The organism is Streptomyces griseobrunneus (assembly GCF_046713465.1).
GTDB classification, from domain to species: domain Bacteria; phylum Actinomycetota; class Actinomycetes; order Streptomycetales; family Streptomycetaceae; genus Streptomyces; species Streptomyces microflavus.
Genome location: NZ_CP177080.1, coordinates 5,321,694 through 5,338,091 on the forward strand (window position 1 = coordinate 5,321,694; position 16,398 = coordinate 5,338,091).

Below are 16,398 nucleotides of genomic sequence, written 5' to 3' on the forward strand. Positions count from 1 at the left end.
GCTCAGGCTGCCGCGAACGGGGAGGGCGGTTTGGGGTGACCGGCCAGCCCGCCGTCCGGCACCGCGAGCCCGCCGTCGACGACCAGCGCGTGCCCGGTGACGAACGACGCGGCGGGGGAGGCGAGGAAGAGCGTCGCCCCGACCACCTCGTCCGCCGTCGCCCAACGGCCCATCGGCACATGGCCGGTGAGCCAGTCCGACAGGGCGCCGGCTTCGCTGGCGAACGCGGTCATGTCGGTACGCGTCCACCCGGGACAGAGCGCGTTGACCCGTATCCCCTGCCGGGCCCAGCCGACCGCCAGACTGCGCGCCAGCGACAACTGGGCCGCCTTCGTGGCCGCGTACGCCTCCATCATCGGAGTGCCGACGATCCCGGCGATCGACGACATCAGCACCAGACTGGCCCGGTCCGACTCCAGCAGATGCGGGTGCGAGGCCCGGCAGACGGCGGCCGTGGCGTTGAGGTTGATGGAGATGACGGTCTCCCAGTCCCGCTGCTCGGCGTGTTGCAGCGGCACCAGCAGCGTGCTGCCGTCCTCGGCGGTGGGCAGGGTGCCCGCGTTGTGCACGACGACATCGAGCCCGCCGAGCGCGGCGGCGGCCCGGTCGACCAGAGCCGCCGCCACCCCCGGTTCGGCGAGGTCACCGTCGAGCGCCACGGCCCTGCGGCCCCGCTCCGCCACCGCCCGGACGGTGGCGTCGAGTGCGGGCAGGGTCCGGGCGGTCACGGCGAGGTCGCACCCCGCGTCGGCGAGGCCTTCCGCGACGGCCCGGCCGATGCCCCGGGAGGCGCCGGTCACCAGGGCGCGGGCGCCCTCCAGGCGGAAGAGGTCCAGTGCGTTCATGGCAGGTTCCTATCTGACACGGCGGTTACCGAGGGGGCGGAAGCTGTCGGTACGGGCATCAGGGCGCGGGCCCCGCTCCAGGTGAGGAGCGCGCTGCCCCAGGTCATACCGGCGCCGAACACGGTGAGCAGCACACGGTCCCCGGGGCGCAGCCCGTGCCGGTCGGCGGCGGCGGCGAGCGCGTAGGCGGCGCTGGCGGCCCCGATGTTGCCGACCTCGTCACCGACGACGACCAGGCTCTCCGGCGGGATGCCGAGCTCGTCGCCGAGCCGCCGCAGCAGTACGGGGTTGGGCTGGTGGCAGACGAAGCACGCGATGTCCTTCACGCCGAGCCCGGCGCGGTCCAGGGCCTCGGTGATCAGCCGGGGCAGCACGTCGACGATGAACCGGCTGACGCTCCGCCCGTCCATGTGGATGTGATGGCTCCCGGCGGCGAGCGTGGCCGGGGCTGCGGGCAGCCGGCTGCCGCCGCCCGGGATCAGGACCAGTCCGGCCTGCGTCCCGTCGGAGCCGAGCCGGAAGTCCGCGAACCCGAACGGCCCGTCCACCGGGCCCAGTACGGTGGCCGCCGCCCCGTCGGCGAAGAGGACCGAGGTGCCCCGGTCGGCGGGGTCCAGGAACTTGGAGTACGCCTCCACCCCGACCACCACCGCGTAGCCGTCCCCTTCGGCGCCGCGCAGCCAGTCGTACGCCACCTTGGCCGCGAACAGCCAGCCGGAGCAGGCCGCGCCGACGTCCAGGGCGACGGCCCGGCGGGCGCCCACGAGGGCCTGGACGCGGCAGGCGGTGGAGGGCCCCAGCTCGTCGGGGGTGGAGGTCGCGCAGACCAGCAGCCCGACGTCCGCGATGTCGATCCCCGCGGCCTCGACCGCCGACCGGACCGCGTGGGCCGCCAGGTCGGAGGCCGCCTCGTCGGGTCCGGCGACATGACGGGTCAGGACGCCGGTACGTTCCCCGATCCACTGCGCGGTCACCCCGGCGTCGCGGGCCACCTCCTCGTTGGTGCGGACGCCGGGCGGGAGGTGGGTGCCCATACCGAGGACGCCGACGCGGCGGGTGCCGGTCATGAGGCGCTCCCGAGCGTCCAGGTGAGCGTGGCGGCCGGCGGGGCGGGGGCGACGCCGGGGCGATCGCCGTACTCGTCGAACACCTCGACCAGCAGCGGCAGTTGCTCCATCACCGCATCGCACAGCCGGTCGGTGGCCTCGGACAGCGCCGCCATGTCCGCCGGGTCCAGCGTTCCGAGGGCGAGCAGCGAACCGGACCAGCGGCGGGCGGAGAGGGCACCGTGCAGCGCGGCCAGCGGAGCCAGGGCCCGTACGAGGCCGTGGTCGCGGAGCCGTCCCAGTACGCGGGTGACGTCGTCGGCCACGAGCAGCGTCGCCCGCGCCTCGCCCAGCAGTCCCGCCTGCTCCAGCAGCGGGTTCCACCGCTCGAAGGGGTCCGAAGCCGGGTCCGCCCCGCCGCGCCGCCTCAACTCCCGTACGAGATAGTCCTGATGGCGACGGAGGAGGGCGGGCCACCAGTGGGGGGAGGTGGGGTCCGGCAGCTGCCGCTGCTCTTCGAGTGATCCGTCGAGTGATTCGACGAGGGAGCGGCCTATGTCGTAGAAGATCAGCTGGCTGTCGCCGCCCGCCGTGTCGAAGGCGTGGTGGAAGCCCTGGTAGGCGGCGAGGCGGTTCGCGGTCAGCTGGCCGGAGAAGCCGCACCGGTGCTGGCACTCGGCGGTGAGGCGGGCGGCGGTGCGGACGGTCACGGCCTTGTAGGCGGCGAGCGGCTGGCTGACAGCGGCCCACGGGGTGAAGCCCATCTCCTCCTCGCCGCTCTCCGGACCGGGCGGGGCGGCCGACCGGCCCTCGGTCCGTACGGTCAGGGCCCCGTCGGCGGCGCAGGTCAGGGCGAACGCGTCGGCCAGGGCGCCGAGGACCACGGTCTGCTGGGTGCGGTACGTGAGCAGCGGCACCCCGGGGGCGAGCCTGCTCCCGGTGCGGCGCCGCCGGGCGTAGCCGACGGCCTGGACGGCGGTGCGGCGGGAGGTGGCGGCGGCCACCGCGGGCATCGCCGCCCACAGCCCCTGGCCCACCCGCAGGGTGCGCTGGAGGCGCTGCTCCGGGGATCCGGCGGGATCGTGAACCGTACCGTCGGGGCCGATCCGGGCCCCGTCGGAGAGCCAGTGTGCGGGCGCCACCCGGACGCGGTGGAACCGTACCTGTACGTAGTCGAGCGGCAGGGCGTCCAGGGCGATCGGTGAGGACAACTCGACTCCGGGGAGCGGGCCCTGATCGTCGGTGAGGCCGACCATGAACGCGAAGACCCCGTGGTCGGCGCCCCCGGCGAAGAGCCTGGCCAGGACCACACCGGTCTGCTCCACGCCCCAGGTGCCGGCACTCCCGAACTTCGCGGCCCCCGGCCCGGGCGTGTGCAGGACGAACGAGCCGTCGGCCGGGTCGAGGTCGGCGCGGGTCGCGGTGGCGAGGTGGCTGTTTGCCTGGCCCGCCTCGGTGATCAGGTAGACGCCCTTGGCCCGGCCCTCCCGCAGCGCCGACAGCCGGGGTTCCAACCCCTCCGGGTCGTCGGAGAGTTCGGTGAGGGAGCCCAGGCAGAGCAGATGGTGGACCAGCCCCGCCAGACAGAGGGACGGGTCGGCGACGGCTGCAGCGGCGTGGACGGCTGCGAGCCGGGCCGGGTCGTCGAGGATCCCGGCCCCGGGCGGCAGCGCGTCGGCCAGCGCGTGCAGCCGGCGCAGCAGGAGCGCACCCCGGCCGGGGCCGTACACCGGCCCGGGGTCGTCGGCGAGCGCCTTGCGCAGGGTGGTGAGGGCGGACAGGTCGGTGGGATCGCAGGGGCCGTGGAGGAGCCGGCGTATCTCTTCACGGGCGCTTTCGGGGACGGAATCGGCGAGGAGCGTCATGTGTTCTCCGGTCGGGAGGGGCGTGGCGGGGGCGTCACAGGTTCGCCGGTCGGGAAGGGACCGGCGGGGAGCGTCATGGGTTTTCGGGCCGGGAGGGGATCGGCAGGGGGTCGGCAGGAGGGAGCGTCACCACGGGAAGCCGGGCTCCGTGAGCGGGGCGCGCACGGGGGGCGCCGGATCGAGGGCGGCGGCGAGCACGCTGCGGGCGCTGGACGCCAGGGCGCTGCCCGTACCGGCCTCGAAGAGGACACCGGGCCGGTACGCCATCACCTGGCGGAGCACGGGGGGCACCGCGGCCGGCCGGACCAGGCAGTCGGCCAGCCGCGCGGCCAGGTCGTCGGTGGGCCCGTAGCGGCGGCCCGCCACGGCCGAGTGGACCGGGAAGCGGGCGCCGGAGCGCGGGTAGGCCCGTACGGCGGCGGCGAACTCCTCGGCCGCGCGGCCCAGCGCGGGGTGGTGGGAGGAGAACGGCAGCCGCAGACGCACGGCCGCCACCCGTCTGTCCGCGGCCGCCTTCTCGACCAGCAGCAGAGCGGCCGTCGGCCCGGCGACCACCACCGACCGCTCGTCGTTGACCACGGCCACCACGGCTTCCGCCGCCCCCGCCTCCTCCAGCAGGGCCTGCGCCGACCGCTCCGAGCAGCTGAGCGCCGTCAGCCCGCCGGGGCAGGAGGCGAGGACGACGGCGAGATCGTGTGCCGCGCGTGCGCCGTCGCCCACGCCGAACACTCCGGCGGCCGTGAGCGCGGCGATCTCACCGAAGCTCACCCCGACGGCCGCCGACGGCACGCCGTACGCCCCGCTGAGCGCCCGGTGCACGGCCACCGAAGCTCCGAAGAGGGCGAGTTGGGCGGTCCCCGTGGCCGCGAGCGCCAGGTCGCGCCCGCTGGGCGGTTCGGGCCCCAGCAGCCGCCGGCCGAGCTCCGGCAGTCCGCGTTCGGCGGCCACGGCGTCGACCTCCTCGAAGACCTCCCGGACGGCCGTCCGCAGGCAGGGCGTGGTGCGGGCGGCGCGGACGAGGGAGCTGACGGAGAAGTCGCCCTGGCCCGGGAAGAGGTGGACGGACCGCCGCCAGGGGGCCGGGCGGTCGGGGACATCGGGGGAGTGGGCTGGACCGGCACGCATGGTGTTCCTCCGTTCGGCCGGGGAGGGGGCTCGTTCGGCGCGGCCACGACAGCGGGGAGTGCACGGGCGCGGGTCGTGCGGGCGACGCGCTACGCAATGCGCACTGTGTGGGGCGGGGGGTTGGCCTTCACGCTGAGTCTGTGCGAGGGGTGGGCCCGAACCGACGTGGGCGGGTCCCAGACATGTTGAACACGCAAGCATGTTGAACGGCGGCGGTCACCAGGGGGGAAGGGGAGAACAGGGTGAAGCAACAGGACACAGGAGAAAGCAGAGGAGCAGGAGCAGGGGCAGGGGCAGGGGCAGGGGCGGGCGGATGAGGAGCGGCCGCGCCCGCCGTACCCCGAACCAGGCCCTGCGCCTCCTCCTGGCCGAGGCCGGGTGGAGCGGCGCGCAACTGGCCCGTGAGGTCAACGCGCTCGGTGCCGTACAGGGAACGGCCCTGCACTACGACCGCACGGCGGTGGCGCACTGGCTGGCCGGCAGCCGCCCCCGCCGGCCCGTGCCCGCCCTGGTCGCGGAAGCCCTCTCCCGCCGCCTGGGCCGCCCGGTGCGGGAGCAGGACACCGGCCTGAACCCCACCGTGGGCGCGCCCCACGGCCCCGGAGCGCCCTCCGGGGAGCGGAGCGCCGTGGAACGCCTCGACGAGGTGCTGCGTACCACCGGTCGGCGCCGGGTCGCCCTCGCCGGGGCCTACTCGCTGGCCGCGCTGGCGATCCCGTACGGGCCTTCGGCCATCCCGCACGTACCGCTCACCGTGCCGCACGGCCCCGCCGCCATACACCGCGGGCCACCGGAGCCCGGGAGACGCTCACCCCTCCCGCCCGGCCGCGTCGGCATGGCCCATGTGGCTGCCGCGCACGAGCTGCTGGCCCTCTTCTCCCGGGGGGACGCCGTCCTCGGCGCCGGACCGGTGTACGAGCCCCTGCGGCAGTACCTCTCCGCCACGGTCCTCCCCTGGCTGCAGCGCGACATGAAACCCGCCGTCCGGCGCGAACTGTTCACGGTCGCCTCCCGGCTCACCTACCTCTGCGCCTTCACCCACTTCGACATGAACCGCCATGCCGCGGCCCAGCGCCTCTACCTCACGAGCGTCGAACTCGCCCGTGAGGCGGGCGACCGGGTCGGATGCGGGCTGGCCCTGCGCGGGCTGAGCGTGCAGGCCCACGCGCTGGGGCACTTCGCCGAGGCCCACCACCTGGCGGAACGGGCGGCGGAGACGGCCCTGCACCAGGTGCCCCCGCACCAACAGGCCTTCTTCCACGGTCAGCTGGCGGTCGCCCGGGCCGGCCGGGGCGACCCCCGGTACGCCCGCCACCTCGCGGCGGCCGACCGCTGCCTGGAGCGCTCGTCGAACGGTGACACCCCCGTCGGCGCCTTCCACCCCGGCTCGCTCGCCCTCCAGCGCGCCGCCGTCGCGACGAGCCGGGGCGACCGGCACGCCGCCGCCCGGGCGCTCGACCTCTCCCTGCGGCACCGCCCCGCCGACGAACGCCGCTCCCGCGCGCTCTCCCTCGCGGAACTCGCGGAGACCCAACTGGCCATCGGTCACCTGGAACAGGCGTGCCGCACGTGGCACGAGTTCCTCGACCTCTACCCGCGCGTGGACAGCGCCCGCGCGGACGACCGGGTGCGGCTGCTGACCGCGAAGGCCCGCCCTCACAGCGGGAATCCGGTCGTGGCCGCGCTGCTCGGCCGCGTACGCGAGATGCGCAGGAGGCGGCCGGCGTCCCACGGGCCCGCCACCTGAGCCTGCGGCGACTCCCGGAGGCCGGCTCACTGCGCCAGAGGAGTGAGGGCGGGCCGCTGCCGGAAGAACCGCCCCGGCCCGCCGGTTGTACGGCCTGCTCCCGAGGATCTTCCGTCTTCGGGCTTTCCGTCGACCACCGGCAGGAACGAATGAACCGCAGCAAGCGCTCCGATGTCTTCCCCTCCGCCTCTCTCCCCGTCGCGCCGGGCGCGCTCTCGGTCGCCACGACGTGGTGGCACCCCGTGCGCGGCCCGATGGACTGTCCCGCCCACCCGCTGCTCTCCGCGCACGCCCGGCGGGCCGGGTTCACCGTCGACGCCCGCCCCTGGGCGGAGGCGGCCGTGAACGGCGACGGCCGGGGCGCGATGGGGACGACCGTCGTCGCCGTCTCCTACGAGCGGCCGGAGGGCGGGCACCGCGGCATCGCGCTCGCGGCCCGCAGCGAGGACAGCGCGGCACTCGCCTTCGCCCATCGGCAGATCGAGTCCTGGCAGGCGGTGTTACGGACCCGGCGGGTGCTGTACGTGAGTGAGGAGACGGCCCCGCCCGGGGATCCGGACACCCGGCCGGCGCCTTCTGCCCCGGCACCGCACGCCGCCGTGCCGCCGCAGGGGCCGGGAGCACCGGGTGGCGCCTGGCTGGCCTGCGGTTGTGCCGCCGGTTCCGGGTGCCAGTCCGCCGCCCTGGCCGAACGCTCGCTGCACCGGTCCGTGGCCCGGGGGGACGAGGTGGTGGTCGTCGGCGCGCCCGCGGCCGGGACCGGTGGCGGGTGGCCGCGCAGGGCGCCCGCCGGAACGGTGAAACGGGCGGCGACCGAGGCGCAGGCCGAGGCCCTCACCGTCGCGGACCCGGAACGCTTCGCGTTCGTGGTGGCGCCCGGTGCCGTGGTCTCCGGGGCGGCCGGAATCCTCCGGGTGCTCCGCCGCCGCTTCCCGCGCCTGCGGGGCCAGCACCCCTGGGAGTGGTGTTACACGACGGACGACCTGGACACGGCGGTCGGCTCCGTCCTCGGCCAGTCCGACGCACTCCTCCTCACCGGCCGGGGCGACAGCCCGCTGGTACGCGGCGCACTCGCCCGGGCCGCCCGCTCCGGGCTCCGGGTCCGCGAGGTCACGAGCCTGGACCGGCTCCGGCCCGAGGACGTCGACGGGGCGACCATCACCGTCCTGCACACCGCGACGGCCCAGGACGGACCCGACCGGCGGGGCGGCGGCAGCCGCGAGGTGGCCCGGGTCCTGGACGGCCTGGGCCCCACCGGCCACATCCGCCGCACGGTCCGCTCGACGGCCCTTCCCTCCGGCCTCGGCGCCCAGGAGACCGCGGGCGAGGCCTCCGCCCCCTGAGCGGCGGGGCGTCACTGCTTCGGCGCCCCCAGCCGCAGCAGGTGGTCCCGGCCCGCGCCCAGCAGGCCCGGGAGCTCCGACGCACCCGGGTGCCAGCGCTTCTCGTACTCCCAGCAGACCCAGGTCTCCGGGTCGAGACCGTCCAGACAGGCCGCCAGCGGCAGCACCCCGGCGCCCAGGGGCAGCGGGGTGAGGTCGTCCGCCGACGCGACGTCCTTCACCTGTACGTAGCCGAGGTGCGGGGCGAGCACCGCGTGGCTGGCTTCGGGGGCCTCGCCGGCCAGCCAGGTGTGCAGGACGTCCCAGATGGCTCCGATCCTGGGGTGGCCGACCGTCCCCACGACCCGGGCCACGTCGGCGCCCGCGCGGTGCGAGTCATGGGTCTCCAGCAGGATGGAGACGCCCATGTCGGCGGCGGCCGGTGCGGCCGCGCCCAGCCGACGGGCGGCCGTCGCGTCGGCGTCCGCCGGGTCCTGGTCGCCGCCGCCCGGGAAGACGCGGACGTACCGGGCGCCCAGGTCCCGGGCGAGCTTCACCAGCCCGGCCAGTTCGGCGGAGACGGCCTCGTCGTCCCCCTCGGAGGCCACCTGGACGTATCCGGCCACGGTCAGGATCTCGACCCCGGCCGCCTTGAACGCCTCGACCACATCGGCCCGTTCCAGTGACGAGAGCCCCGGGTGTACGGGCTCCTCGGGGTGGGCGCGCAGCTCCACGCCCCGGTAACCGTGCTCGGCGGCGAGCCGTACGACCTCGGCCACCGGCATCCCCGGCACCCCGAGAGTGGAGAAAGCGAGCTTCACGTGCGTTTCCTTCCATCGTCACCGCGCGGGAGCGTGTCCGGCGCCTTCCCCCGGCTCCTGCCCGCCGCACCGGCCGCTACGCACGGCCGGCGGGCCCGGGCCCGTACGGCAAGGGTGTCTCAGCCGGTGCCCCGCAGCACCTGCTCCAGGCTACCGAGCAGCCGCAACGCGTCCTCCCGCTGCGCCCCCTCCAGCGCCCGTCCGGCGGAGGCGGCGGCCAGTGGATCCGGGGTGATCACCCGCAGGGCGGCCGCCGCCTGCCGGGCGAACATCGCCAGCAGGTCCAGCTCCCGCACGCTGGAGCGCGCCTGAGGCGAGGCGTCCAGCACCTCCAGGACGCCCAGGACGCGGGCGTCACTGATCAGCGGGGCCGCCATCAGGGAGTTCGGGACGTACGCGGTCGACTCGGCCAGCGAGCGGTCGAAGGACGGGTCGGCGGCCAGGTCGTCCACCACCATCGGCTCGCCGGAGGTCGCCACCCAGCCGGCGATGCCCCGCCCGGCGGGGAACCGGCGGCCCACCAGGAACTCCTGGCCCTCCCCGGAGACCGCCCGGAACACCAGCTCGTCCGCCTCCTCGTCCAGCAGGAGGACGGAGCTGGCCGCCGCGCCGAAGATGGCCCGGGCCACATCGACGACCGACTGGAGCAGCTCGTTGCGGGGTGCGTCGGAAGGGGCGGGGGCGGGCACGGGGGCGGATTCAGTTCTCGGAGTCATCGCGGTCATCTCCTGTATCTCCTACCGCTGTTGAAGGACGCGGGCTGTGCCGCACATTGGCCGCGGACAGGTAGAGGGCGTTCTTGAGCTGGAAGGCCGTCATCCGGGGATGCTCCGACAGGATCCGCGCGCAGAGCCCGGCGACGTACGGCGTGGCGAAGCTGTTCCCGGTGGTGCGGATCGTCCGGCCGCCCAGCCAGGGCACGGACACGTTCTGGCCCGGCCCGAAGAACTCCACGGGCGGGTCAGGGTTGTAGAGGTGGAGGTCGGGGTCGTCCTCCTGGTGGCTGCCGACGGAGATCACCGAGGCGAACCGCCAGGGGAAGCTCTCCACCGGGGTGTTGTGGGCCGAGGCGACGATCACCGTACGGGCGAAGTAGGCGCTGTCCGCGAGGGAGTGCAGCTCCTGCGCGAACCGGGTGCGGGTGGTCGACAGGCTCAGGTTCACCACGTCGAAGCGCTGCTCGACCGCCCAGCGCAGCCCGGCCATCAGGATGTCCCCCGTGCCGGAGAACCGCTCCCCGAGCACCCGGACGCTGTGGATCTCGCACTCCGGCGCGGTCCGGCGGATGATGCCCGCGCACGCGGTGCCGTGCCCGCAGGTGTCGCCGGTGGTCGTCGGCTCGACCGTGATCTCGCCGCTCTCCGCGTCCTTGACGACCACCCAGGAACCGGCGGGTTCGCCGACCAGGGGGTGGTCGCGTTCCACTCCTGAGTCCACCACGCACACGCGTACGCCGCGTCCGGTGGCGGGCCCGGCGGGGTGTCCGCCCGGTGGTCCCGGGTCGCCCAGGACGGGCACGTCCTCGGGGCCGCGCCCGCGCAGGCTCCAGGTGAGGCCCAGCCCCGGGCCGGGCCTCGTTCCGGCTGCCGTTGTCGTCTCCGCCGTGGTGCCCATCGGTCAGCTCCCTTCCCTCGTCGTGACCATCGCTGCAGGTGTGCGCCCCGCTCGTGCCGTGAGGAAGACCGCCACGCGGCGGGCACCCGGCAGGTGCCCCTTGCCCGCGAAGTGCTCCCCGGCGCTCCGGGCCGCTGCCTCGGCGGCCGCCGGGCGGCCCAGCGCGGCGAGCGTGCGGGCCCGGTCCAGTTCGGCGGACGCCTGCACCAGCGGCGAATCGGTGAGCAGGGAGGCGCGTACGGCCCGTTCGGCATGGTGGAGCGCCTCGTCCGGGCGGTCCCGGGCCGCCAGCCGGCCCCGCAGCCCCTCCAGGTCGACCGCGTCCGCACGGCTCAGCTCCGATGCCCCGCCGATGCCCGCCAGCCAGGTGGCCGCCCGGTCCTCGAAGCCCGCGTCCAGTTCCAGCCGGGCCGCGTCCAGCGCGACGGCCGTCCGCATCCCCGCCGCCCCGGTGCGCCGGGCCGCCGCGTCCGCCAGGACCAGCAGGTCCAGCGCCTCCGCCTCCCGGCCGAGCAGCGCCTCCACGGTCGCCCGGAACACCGGCAGGAACACCTCCGCCTCCGCGAACCCGAGCTTCCCCGCCAGCCGGTCCGCCTCCGCCAGGCACCCGTACGCCTCTCCGGACCGGTCCTGGAGCGCGTACAGCACGGCCAGCGGGCAGTTGAGGGTGACCCGGACCGTCGGCCGGCCGGACCCGTGCGCCGCCAGCAGCGCACGGCAGCGCTCCACCGCCCGGTCCACCGGGACCGGGCCGCGCCAGAGCGAGATTCCGATCGCCCCCAGGGCCCCCGCCCGCTCCGGTTCCGCCCCGGCCGCCACCGCGTGCTCCAGGGCCCGCGCGTGGTCGCGCTCGGCCTCCTCGTGCCGCCCCGACCGCTGGAGCTGCTGGGCGAGGCGCAGGTGGGCCCGCGCCCGGCCGCGCGCGTCCCCGGCCGCCTCGAAGACCGGCAGCACCGCGCGGGCCGTGGCGGCGGGGCCGGGTCCCGCCGCCGGGTCCAGTACCGCCAGCGCCAGCCGGGCGTGGGCCGCCGCCACCGGTGCCGTGTCCAGGTCCCTTACCTGGCGCAGCAGTTCGGCGCCCTCCTCGACCCGGCCGAGCGCCACCCGTACCTCACCGAGCCCCAGCACCGCCCCCGCCTCCTCCGGCCGCAGCTCCACGGCCCGCTCCAGCAGCCCGTGCGCCCAGTGCAGGTCGGACCGGGCGGCGGCCTGCGCCCCGGCCCGGCCCAGCGCGGTGGCGGCGCGGTCCCGCAGCAGCCGGGCCCGGTCGTCCAGCAGCCCCAGCTCGGCGCGGTAGCGGTAGGCGCGCTCCAGGTGGCCCCCTACCGCGCCGTCCCCGGTCCGCTCCACACTCGGCAGCTCGGCCGCCCACGCGTGGCGCTCCGCCTTGGCCCGCTTGGAGAGCGAGGCGTAGGCGACCTCGTGCACCAGCCCGCTGCTGAACCGGTACGCCGAGGAGTCCCCGGCCCCGGACGGCGCGGGCTCCACCAGGCGCCGCCGGGTCAGCGCGGCGAGGGCCTCGTCGACGCGGCGCCGGTCCGGGGAGCCGTACCCGGTGCCGGGGGCCTCCGGGGCGGGCCCGGGCTGCTCCGTCCTTACGGACACCTCCAGCCGTACCAGCTCCGCCGCGGCGAACTCCCGGCCGATCACGGCGGCCAGGTCCACCACAGCGCGCTCGGTCCGGGCCAGCGCCCCGATCCGTGCGCCCAGCAGGGCCTGGAGCGTGGGCGGCAGCTCGCCTTCCGGCCCCGATGCGGCGGCCCGGTCGCCGACCAGGAGCTGTTCCAGGTAGAGCGGATTGCCCTCGGAGCGGGCCAGGAGCCGGTCGTCGGCCGGGGCGGGACGGCCGTCGAGCCGCGCCAGACCGGCGGCGAGCCGGGCCGCCTCTTCGCGGGGGAGACCGGTGAGCTGGAGGTGCCCCTGCTTCTTCTCCGCCGCCCCGGTGCCGTCCGCTCCGGTGCCGTCCGCCCCCGTGCCGTCCGCCCCCTCCGGGCGGCCCGCGCAGATCACCAGGACACGGCCCGGCCCGGCCCCGCCGGTCAGCCGGTCCACCGTCCGCACCAGCAGGGGCGCAGCCGCATGCCAGTCGTCGAGGACCAGGACCACCGGCCGGGCCAGGGCCGCCCGCTTCAGGACCACGGTCAGCGCGGCGCACATGTCCTCGAAGGAGGCGTTCGGCGTGCCGTCGCGCAGCAGGCCCCCGGAGAGCAGCGCCATCGCGTCGTCGGCCGCCGGGTCCCGGGGCCCGGCCGGGACGTCGTCCGGGTGGGGCAGCAGGGGGCGTACGGCGTCGGCGAGGGGCGCGAGCGTGCCGTGGTCCCCGTAGGTGCGGCAGCGGCCCGCCCCGTACACGAGCGCGCCGGTGCGGCGCGTCAGCCACTCCCGTACGAGCCGGGTCTTGCCGATGCCCGCCTCACCGGTCACCCCCAGCAGACCGGACCGGTCCCCCCGTACGGTCTCCGCCAACGCGATTTCCAGGGAGTCCAGTTCGGTGGTGCGGCCGACGAAGGGGGCGTCGAAGCGGCGCAGCAGCTCGGGGTCGTCCGCCCCCAGCGCGAGCAGCCGGTACGCCTCCACGCTCTCCCGCTTGCCCTTGAGTTGCAGGGGTCCGGTGGGCTCGGCCTTCACCGTGGGGCCGGCGGCGAGGAGGGTCTGCGGGCCGATCAGGATCTCGCCGGGGCCCGCGTTCTGCTCAAGGCGGGCGGCGATGTTGACGACCTCCCCGGAGACCAGGGCCTGCCGGGCGGTGGCGTCCGAACCGGCCACCACTTGACCGGTGTTGACCCCGACCCGGGTGGTCAGCCGGATACCGAGGGAGGCGTCCAGCTCCTCGTTGAGGGCGTCCAGCGCCCGGCGCATCCCGAGCGCCGCCGCCAGGGCCCGCCGGGCGTCGTCCTCACGGACCACCGGCACCCCGAACACCGCCATGACCGCGTCCCCGATGAACTTCTCCGGGGTGCCGCCGCGCGCCACGATCTGGGCGCTCATCGCCTCGAAGTACCGCAGGGTCACCGTGCGCAGGGTCTCCGGGTCCAGCACCCCCGACAGCGCGGTCGAGCCGACGAGATCGCAGAACAGCACGGTCACCGGCTTGCGTTCGTCCTCCGGGGGAGGCTCCGGGGCCGCCGCCACCGCCGCCGGACCGGTGCAGGGCGTCCCGCAGGACGAGCAGAACCGGGCCGTGGAGGGAAGCTCCTGTCGGCACGAGGGGCAGGTCATGGCGGGTCCTCAACTCTTCCGGTCCAACTCTTCCGATCCGGGGCGGAAGTCGCCCTCGTCCGGTCCGGGCGGAAGGCGCTCGCGCCGGACCCCCGTCCTGGCGCGGGCGCCTTCCGCCCGGGCGCTCCCTAGAACAGCGCGCCGCCCGCGATCTCGCCGTGGGCCTGGACCTCGGGGCCCACCGCGTCCAGCCGGCTCTTGACGTCGAGCAGCACGGTGAGCTCCTGCGGTGTCAGCTCGCTCAGCACCAGCCGCTGCTCCTCGGTGAGGAGGTCCACGGGGAACCCCGCTTCGTACAACACCGCGTCCATGGGGGGAGGTTCAGGGGTGCTCGGTGGTGGTCCGGTCATCGGGTGACTCCCGTCGGTTGGGTGGGTCCGGCTCCCCGCAGCGACGGCGCCGGTGCGGAGCGCCCGAGCCGGACGAACAGCCGGGTGAGCGCGTCGAGGGAGTGCAGCGCGCTGACCGCGAGGGCCGCTTCCTGGTCCCGGGTCAGCGGCAGCCGGTCCAGCAGCGCGTACAGCTCGTCCAGGTGGTCCGTGTCGAGCGCCGCGTGCTCCCGTACGGTCCGCAGGGCGGCGGCGGGCAGCCCGGTCGTCCCGGCGATGCGGTCGGTCAGCCCGGGGGCGGGCGCGTACCCCTCCAGCACCGCGATGTAGCCGAGCAGGGCCACCGGGTGGTGGTGCTCGATCCAGTAGTACTGGGGGCCGACGAGGGCGGCCACGTCCGGCGGCGGCAGCGGGCCGAGCGCGTCCCCGGGCAGTGCGCCCGCCGCGAGCAGATCCTCCAGCAGCCAGGCGTCGTGCCCGGCCTCCTCCTGGATGTGCTCCGCCAGATACGCGGCCAGCGGCTCCGACAGCGGATCGCCGGGCCTCTCCGAGGTGCGGCGCAGGGCAAGTTCCATCAGCGGCACGGAGGCCCGGATCACGGCGTGCATGGTGCACAGGTAGGACCGGTAGCGCGGCAACAGCCACTCGGGGCGCCACATGTGCGCGGTCGCACCCCGCAACTCCGGTTCCAGCAGCTGCAGTTTGGTCCGCAGCCGTGCCGAGACACCCATGACGGCGGTGCTCACCGTGCGCTCCGGGCGCCCACCAGCGGGGCGTACGCCGAGCAGCCGTGCCGCCGGACGACCCCCTCCGGCCCGCCGAGCGCACCGCGCCGGGCGGCGGCCAGGTCGAGCAGCGCACCCGCCGGGCCCGCTGCCACCGCACCGGCCGCCGCCGTCACCGCCTCGTCGCCGCCCAGCGCCCGGCACCCGTCGCAGTAGGAGCCCGGGTGGGGCGCGGCGCCGGAGCGGGCGGCCAGATGGGCGGGGCCCACCGTACGGATCATCCGCAGCACCGGGGATTCCAGGGCCCGTCGGCGTACCGTCCCCCAGTCGTCGGAGGCGATGTGCCCGAGGTCCAGATGGGCCGGGGCGGGCCGCCGGTCGACGGTGTCCTGGTTGCAGCAGGCCAGCACCGTGCCGTCGAACGCGACCACCGGCCAGGCGGCCATCGAGCAGGGCGCCGCCGCCGACGGGTCGGGGCCGGTGCGGGCGGGTCTGGCCCAGGAGGCGGCCCGGCCGAACGGCCGCACCTCGTTGACCAGGGACGGCACGCGGCCGCCGAACTCCTTGTCGATGGCCCGGGTGATGTCGGCCAGGTACGGATCGTCCGCACCGGTCCCGGTGAGGTGGAAACTGACCGGGACCCCCGAATCCTGGATGCGGTGCAGGGCACGGAACACGTCGGCGCGCGCCACCTCCCGCTCGTGGTGCACGTCCAGGCTCGCGGAGAAGTGGTCGACCTGGGCGACCGCGCGCAGGATCGCGGGCGGGATCTCCTTCGAGCGGGCGAAGAACATGCCGCTCAGCACCGCCGTACGCGATCCGGCGCGGCGCGCCAGGAAGCTCAGCTCGCCGGCGAGCGTCGGCAGGAGCAGCGGCTCCCCGCCCGTCAGCATGACGACGTCCGGCCGGTTCTCCTCGGTGAACGAGCCCACGAACCGAAGCAGTTGCCCGGCGTCCGGCTCCTCCCGCACGGTCAGGTCCGACCCGGTGGAGCAGTGCCCGCACCGCAGGGGGCAGCGGCGGGTGAGGCCGAGCAGCAGACCGGCGGCCGGGAAGGGCCGGAGTCCGACGAGTTCGGCGAGTTCCATACGGGCCGCCTCCTTCGGGGGCTGGGGCGTGTCCGGACTTCAGGGGCCGGTGCGCGCCCGCCCAGGCTGTGCCGTACCGGTTCACCGGCGGTCTGTCATCGCTTCGGCGGCGGTATGGGCGCAGGTCAGGGAGGGGGCCGGAGGGCGGTCGGCGGCCCCGGGGCGCGGGTCCCGAGCCGTCGAGCTGGCCCCATACCGCCGCCATACCGGCGCCGAAGCGTCCCCGAGGCCGGCGCTCCTAACTTTCTCGGCAACGGCAGGCAACGGCCCGCCGCCGGAGACCGCGGTACGCATCCGAGGATTCCGGGCCCAGCAGTGACGAGTGGACGGAGACCACCATGTCCGAGAACACGAAGCCCGCGGCCGACGACAACAACGAGACCGAGACCGCCGAGGTCGAGGCGCACTCCGTACTGGACCTCCAGGAGACGTCCGTCGACAAGGTCGTCGCCCCGGGCAGCTGCGTCAGCGTGCTCAGCGTCGTCCTGGAGAACTGACCGGACGCACCGGGGCGGCGCCACGGAGGCCGAGGAAGCCCTCCCCGCCGTGGCGCCCGGCCGGCCGGTGATGTGGGGCGGTTCCGTCACGACGGAGCCGCCCCGCCGCCGATTCCGGCACCGCGGGGGAGCGACGCCCGCGGCCGATTCCGGCA

14 protein-coding genes are annotated in these 16,398 nt (G+C 75.8%); 3 read left to right on the top strand and 11 right to left on the bottom strand.

Features of this window, described 5'->3' with window-relative positions:
* Positions 1-2: 2 nt before the first annotated feature.
* From ACK8N7_RS24190 to ACK8N7_RS24205, 4 genes are all read right to left on the bottom strand, one after another.
* Positions 3-845, bottom strand: a complete 843-nt coding sequence (locus ACK8N7_RS24190) for an SDR family NAD(P)-dependent oxidoreductase (RefSeq protein WP_403212960.1) — start codon at positions 843-845, stop codon at positions 3-5.
* Positions 842-1,912 carry a 3-oxoacyl-ACP synthase III family protein gene (locus ACK8N7_RS24195; RefSeq protein ID WP_403212958.1) on the bottom strand — a complete coding sequence of 357 codons (1,071 nt, stop codon included), beginning with the start codon at positions 1,910-1,912 and terminating at the stop codon, positions 842-844. The genes ACK8N7_RS24190 and ACK8N7_RS24195 overlap by 4 nt, the downstream gene beginning before the upstream one ends.
* A complete protein-coding gene (locus ACK8N7_RS24200; RefSeq protein ID WP_500444128.1) occupies positions 1,909-3,756 on the bottom strand; it encodes an acyl-CoA dehydrogenase family protein in 1,848 nt (615 codons plus the stop codon). Before ACK8N7_RS24200 ends, ACK8N7_RS24195 begins: the two co-directional genes overlap by 4 nt.
* Before the next feature lie 126 nt (positions 3,757-3,882).
* Positions 3,883-4,881 (bottom strand): acyltransferase domain-containing protein, encoded by a 999-nt coding sequence (locus tag ACK8N7_RS24205; protein ID WP_403212954.1) that lies wholly within the window; start codon positions 4,879-4,881, stop codon positions 3,883-3,885.
* A 313-nt stretch (positions 4,882-5,194) separates the two neighbouring features.
* On the opposite strand from ACK8N7_RS24205, the gene ACK8N7_RS24210 reads away from it, so the two are divergent.
* On the top strand, positions 5,195-6,628 hold the full coding sequence (locus ACK8N7_RS24210) for an NsdA family TPR-like regulatory protein (protein ID WP_500444129.1): 1,434 nt from the start codon (positions 5,195-5,197) through the stop codon (positions 6,626-6,628).
* 149 nt (positions 6,629-6,777) lie between these two features.
* Entirely contained in the window at positions 6,778-7,971 is a 1,194-nt protein-coding gene (locus ACK8N7_RS24215) for a 4-hydroxy-3-methylbut-2-enyl diphosphate reductase (RefSeq protein WP_500444130.1), read from the top strand.
* An 11-nt stretch (positions 7,972-7,982) separates the two neighbouring features.
* On the opposite strand, the gene ACK8N7_RS24220 is transcribed toward ACK8N7_RS24215, so the two are convergent.
* From ACK8N7_RS24220 to ACK8N7_RS24250, 7 genes are all read right to left on the bottom strand, one after another.
* Positions 7,983-8,771: a sugar phosphate isomerase/epimerase family protein gene (locus ACK8N7_RS24220; protein WP_500444131.1), complete on the bottom strand. Its 789-nt coding sequence runs from the start codon at positions 8,769-8,771 to the stop codon at positions 7,983-7,985.
* A 119-nt stretch (positions 8,772-8,890) separates the two neighbouring features.
* Entirely contained in the window at positions 8,891-9,487 is a 597-nt protein-coding gene (locus tag ACK8N7_RS24225) for a GAF domain-containing protein (RefSeq protein WP_032758575.1), read from the bottom strand.
* Positions 9,471-10,385, bottom strand: coding sequence for a S8 family peptidase (locus ACK8N7_RS24230; protein ID WP_403212944.1), 915 nt, complete (start codon positions 10,383-10,385; stop codon positions 9,471-9,473). Before ACK8N7_RS24230 ends, ACK8N7_RS24225 begins: the two co-directional genes overlap by 17 nt.
* 3 nt (positions 10,386-10,388) lie before the next feature.
* A complete protein-coding gene (locus ACK8N7_RS24235; protein WP_500444132.1) occupies positions 10,389-13,604 on the bottom strand; it encodes an adenylate/guanylate cyclase domain-containing protein in 3,216 nt (1,071 codons plus the stop codon).
* Between the two features lie 128 nt (positions 13,605-13,732).
* Positions 13,733-13,954 carry an aroma-sacti cluster domain-containing protein gene (locus ACK8N7_RS24240; RefSeq protein ID WP_403212940.1) on the bottom strand — a complete coding sequence of 74 codons (222 nt, stop codon included), beginning with the start codon at positions 13,952-13,954 and terminating at the stop codon, positions 13,733-13,735.
* Positions 13,951-14,664 carry an iron-containing redox enzyme family protein gene (locus ACK8N7_RS24245; RefSeq protein WP_403213398.1) on the bottom strand — a complete coding sequence of 238 codons (714 nt, stop codon included), beginning with the start codon at positions 14,662-14,664 and terminating at the stop codon, positions 13,951-13,953. Before ACK8N7_RS24245 ends, ACK8N7_RS24240 begins: the two co-directional genes overlap by 4 nt.
* 11 nt (positions 14,665-14,675) lie before the next feature.
* Complete coding sequence (locus ACK8N7_RS24250; protein ID WP_403212938.1) at positions 14,676-15,746, bottom strand: radical SAM protein; 1,071 nt, start codon at positions 15,744-15,746, stop codon at positions 14,676-14,678.
* A gap of 338 nt (positions 15,747-16,084) precedes the next feature.
* Here ACK8N7_RS24250 and ACK8N7_RS24255 point away from each other — a divergent pair, with 338 nt between their 5' ends.
* Positions 16,085-16,243, top strand: a complete 159-nt coding sequence (locus ACK8N7_RS24255) for a hypothetical protein (protein ID WP_403212936.1) — start codon at positions 16,085-16,087, stop codon at positions 16,241-16,243.
* The last annotated feature ends 155 nt before the right edge of the window (positions 16,244-16,398 follow it).

Bases quoted from the DNA above. Each gene is read 5' to 3' on its own strand.
- ACK8N7_RS24210 (WP_500444129.1), top strand. From the start codon at position 5,195: ATGAGGAGCGGCCGCGCCCGCCGTACCCCGAACCAGGCCCTGCGCCTC.
- ACK8N7_RS24230 (WP_403212944.1), bottom strand. From the start codon at position 10,385: ATGGGCACCACGGCGGAGACGACAACGGCAGCCGGAACGAGGCCCGGC.
- ACK8N7_RS24200 (WP_500444128.1), bottom strand. From the start codon at position 3,756: ATGACGCTCCTCGCCGATTCCGTCCCCGAAAGCGCCCGTGAAGAGATA.
- ACK8N7_RS24255 (WP_403212936.1), top strand. From the start codon at position 16,085: ATGTCCGAGAACACGAAGCCCGCGGCCGACGACAACAACGAGACCGAG.
- ACK8N7_RS24190 (WP_403212960.1), bottom strand. From the start codon at position 845: ATGAACGCACTGGACCTCTTCCGCCTGGAGGGCGCCCGCGCCCTGGTG.
- ACK8N7_RS24215 (WP_500444130.1), top strand. From the start codon at position 6,778: ATGAACCGCAGCAAGCGCTCCGATGTCTTCCCCTCCGCCTCTCTCCCC.
- ACK8N7_RS24250 (WP_403212938.1), bottom strand. From the start codon at position 15,746: ATGGAACTCGCCGAACTCGTCGGACTCCGGCCCTTCCCGGCCGCCGGT.
- ACK8N7_RS24245 (WP_403213398.1), bottom strand. From the start codon at position 14,664: ATGGGTGTCTCGGCACGGCTGCGGACCAAACTGCAGCTGCTGGAACCG.
- ACK8N7_RS24195 (WP_403212958.1), bottom strand. From the start codon at position 1,912: ATGACCGGCACCCGCCGCGTCGGCGTCCTCGGTATGGGCACCCACCTC.
- ACK8N7_RS24240 (WP_403212940.1), bottom strand. From the start codon at position 13,954: ATGACCGGACCACCACCGAGCACCCCTGAACCTCCCCCCATGGACGCG.
- ACK8N7_RS24235 (WP_500444132.1), bottom strand. From the start codon at position 13,604: ATGACCTGCCCCTCGTGCCGACAGGAGCTTCCCTCCACGGCCCGGTTC.
- ACK8N7_RS24225 (WP_032758575.1), bottom strand. From the start codon at position 9,487: ATGACTCCGAGAACTGAATCCGCCCCCGTGCCCGCCCCCGCCCCTTCC.
- ACK8N7_RS24205 (WP_403212954.1), bottom strand. From the start codon at position 4,881: ATGCGTGCCGGTCCAGCCCACTCCCCCGATGTCCCCGACCGCCCGGCC.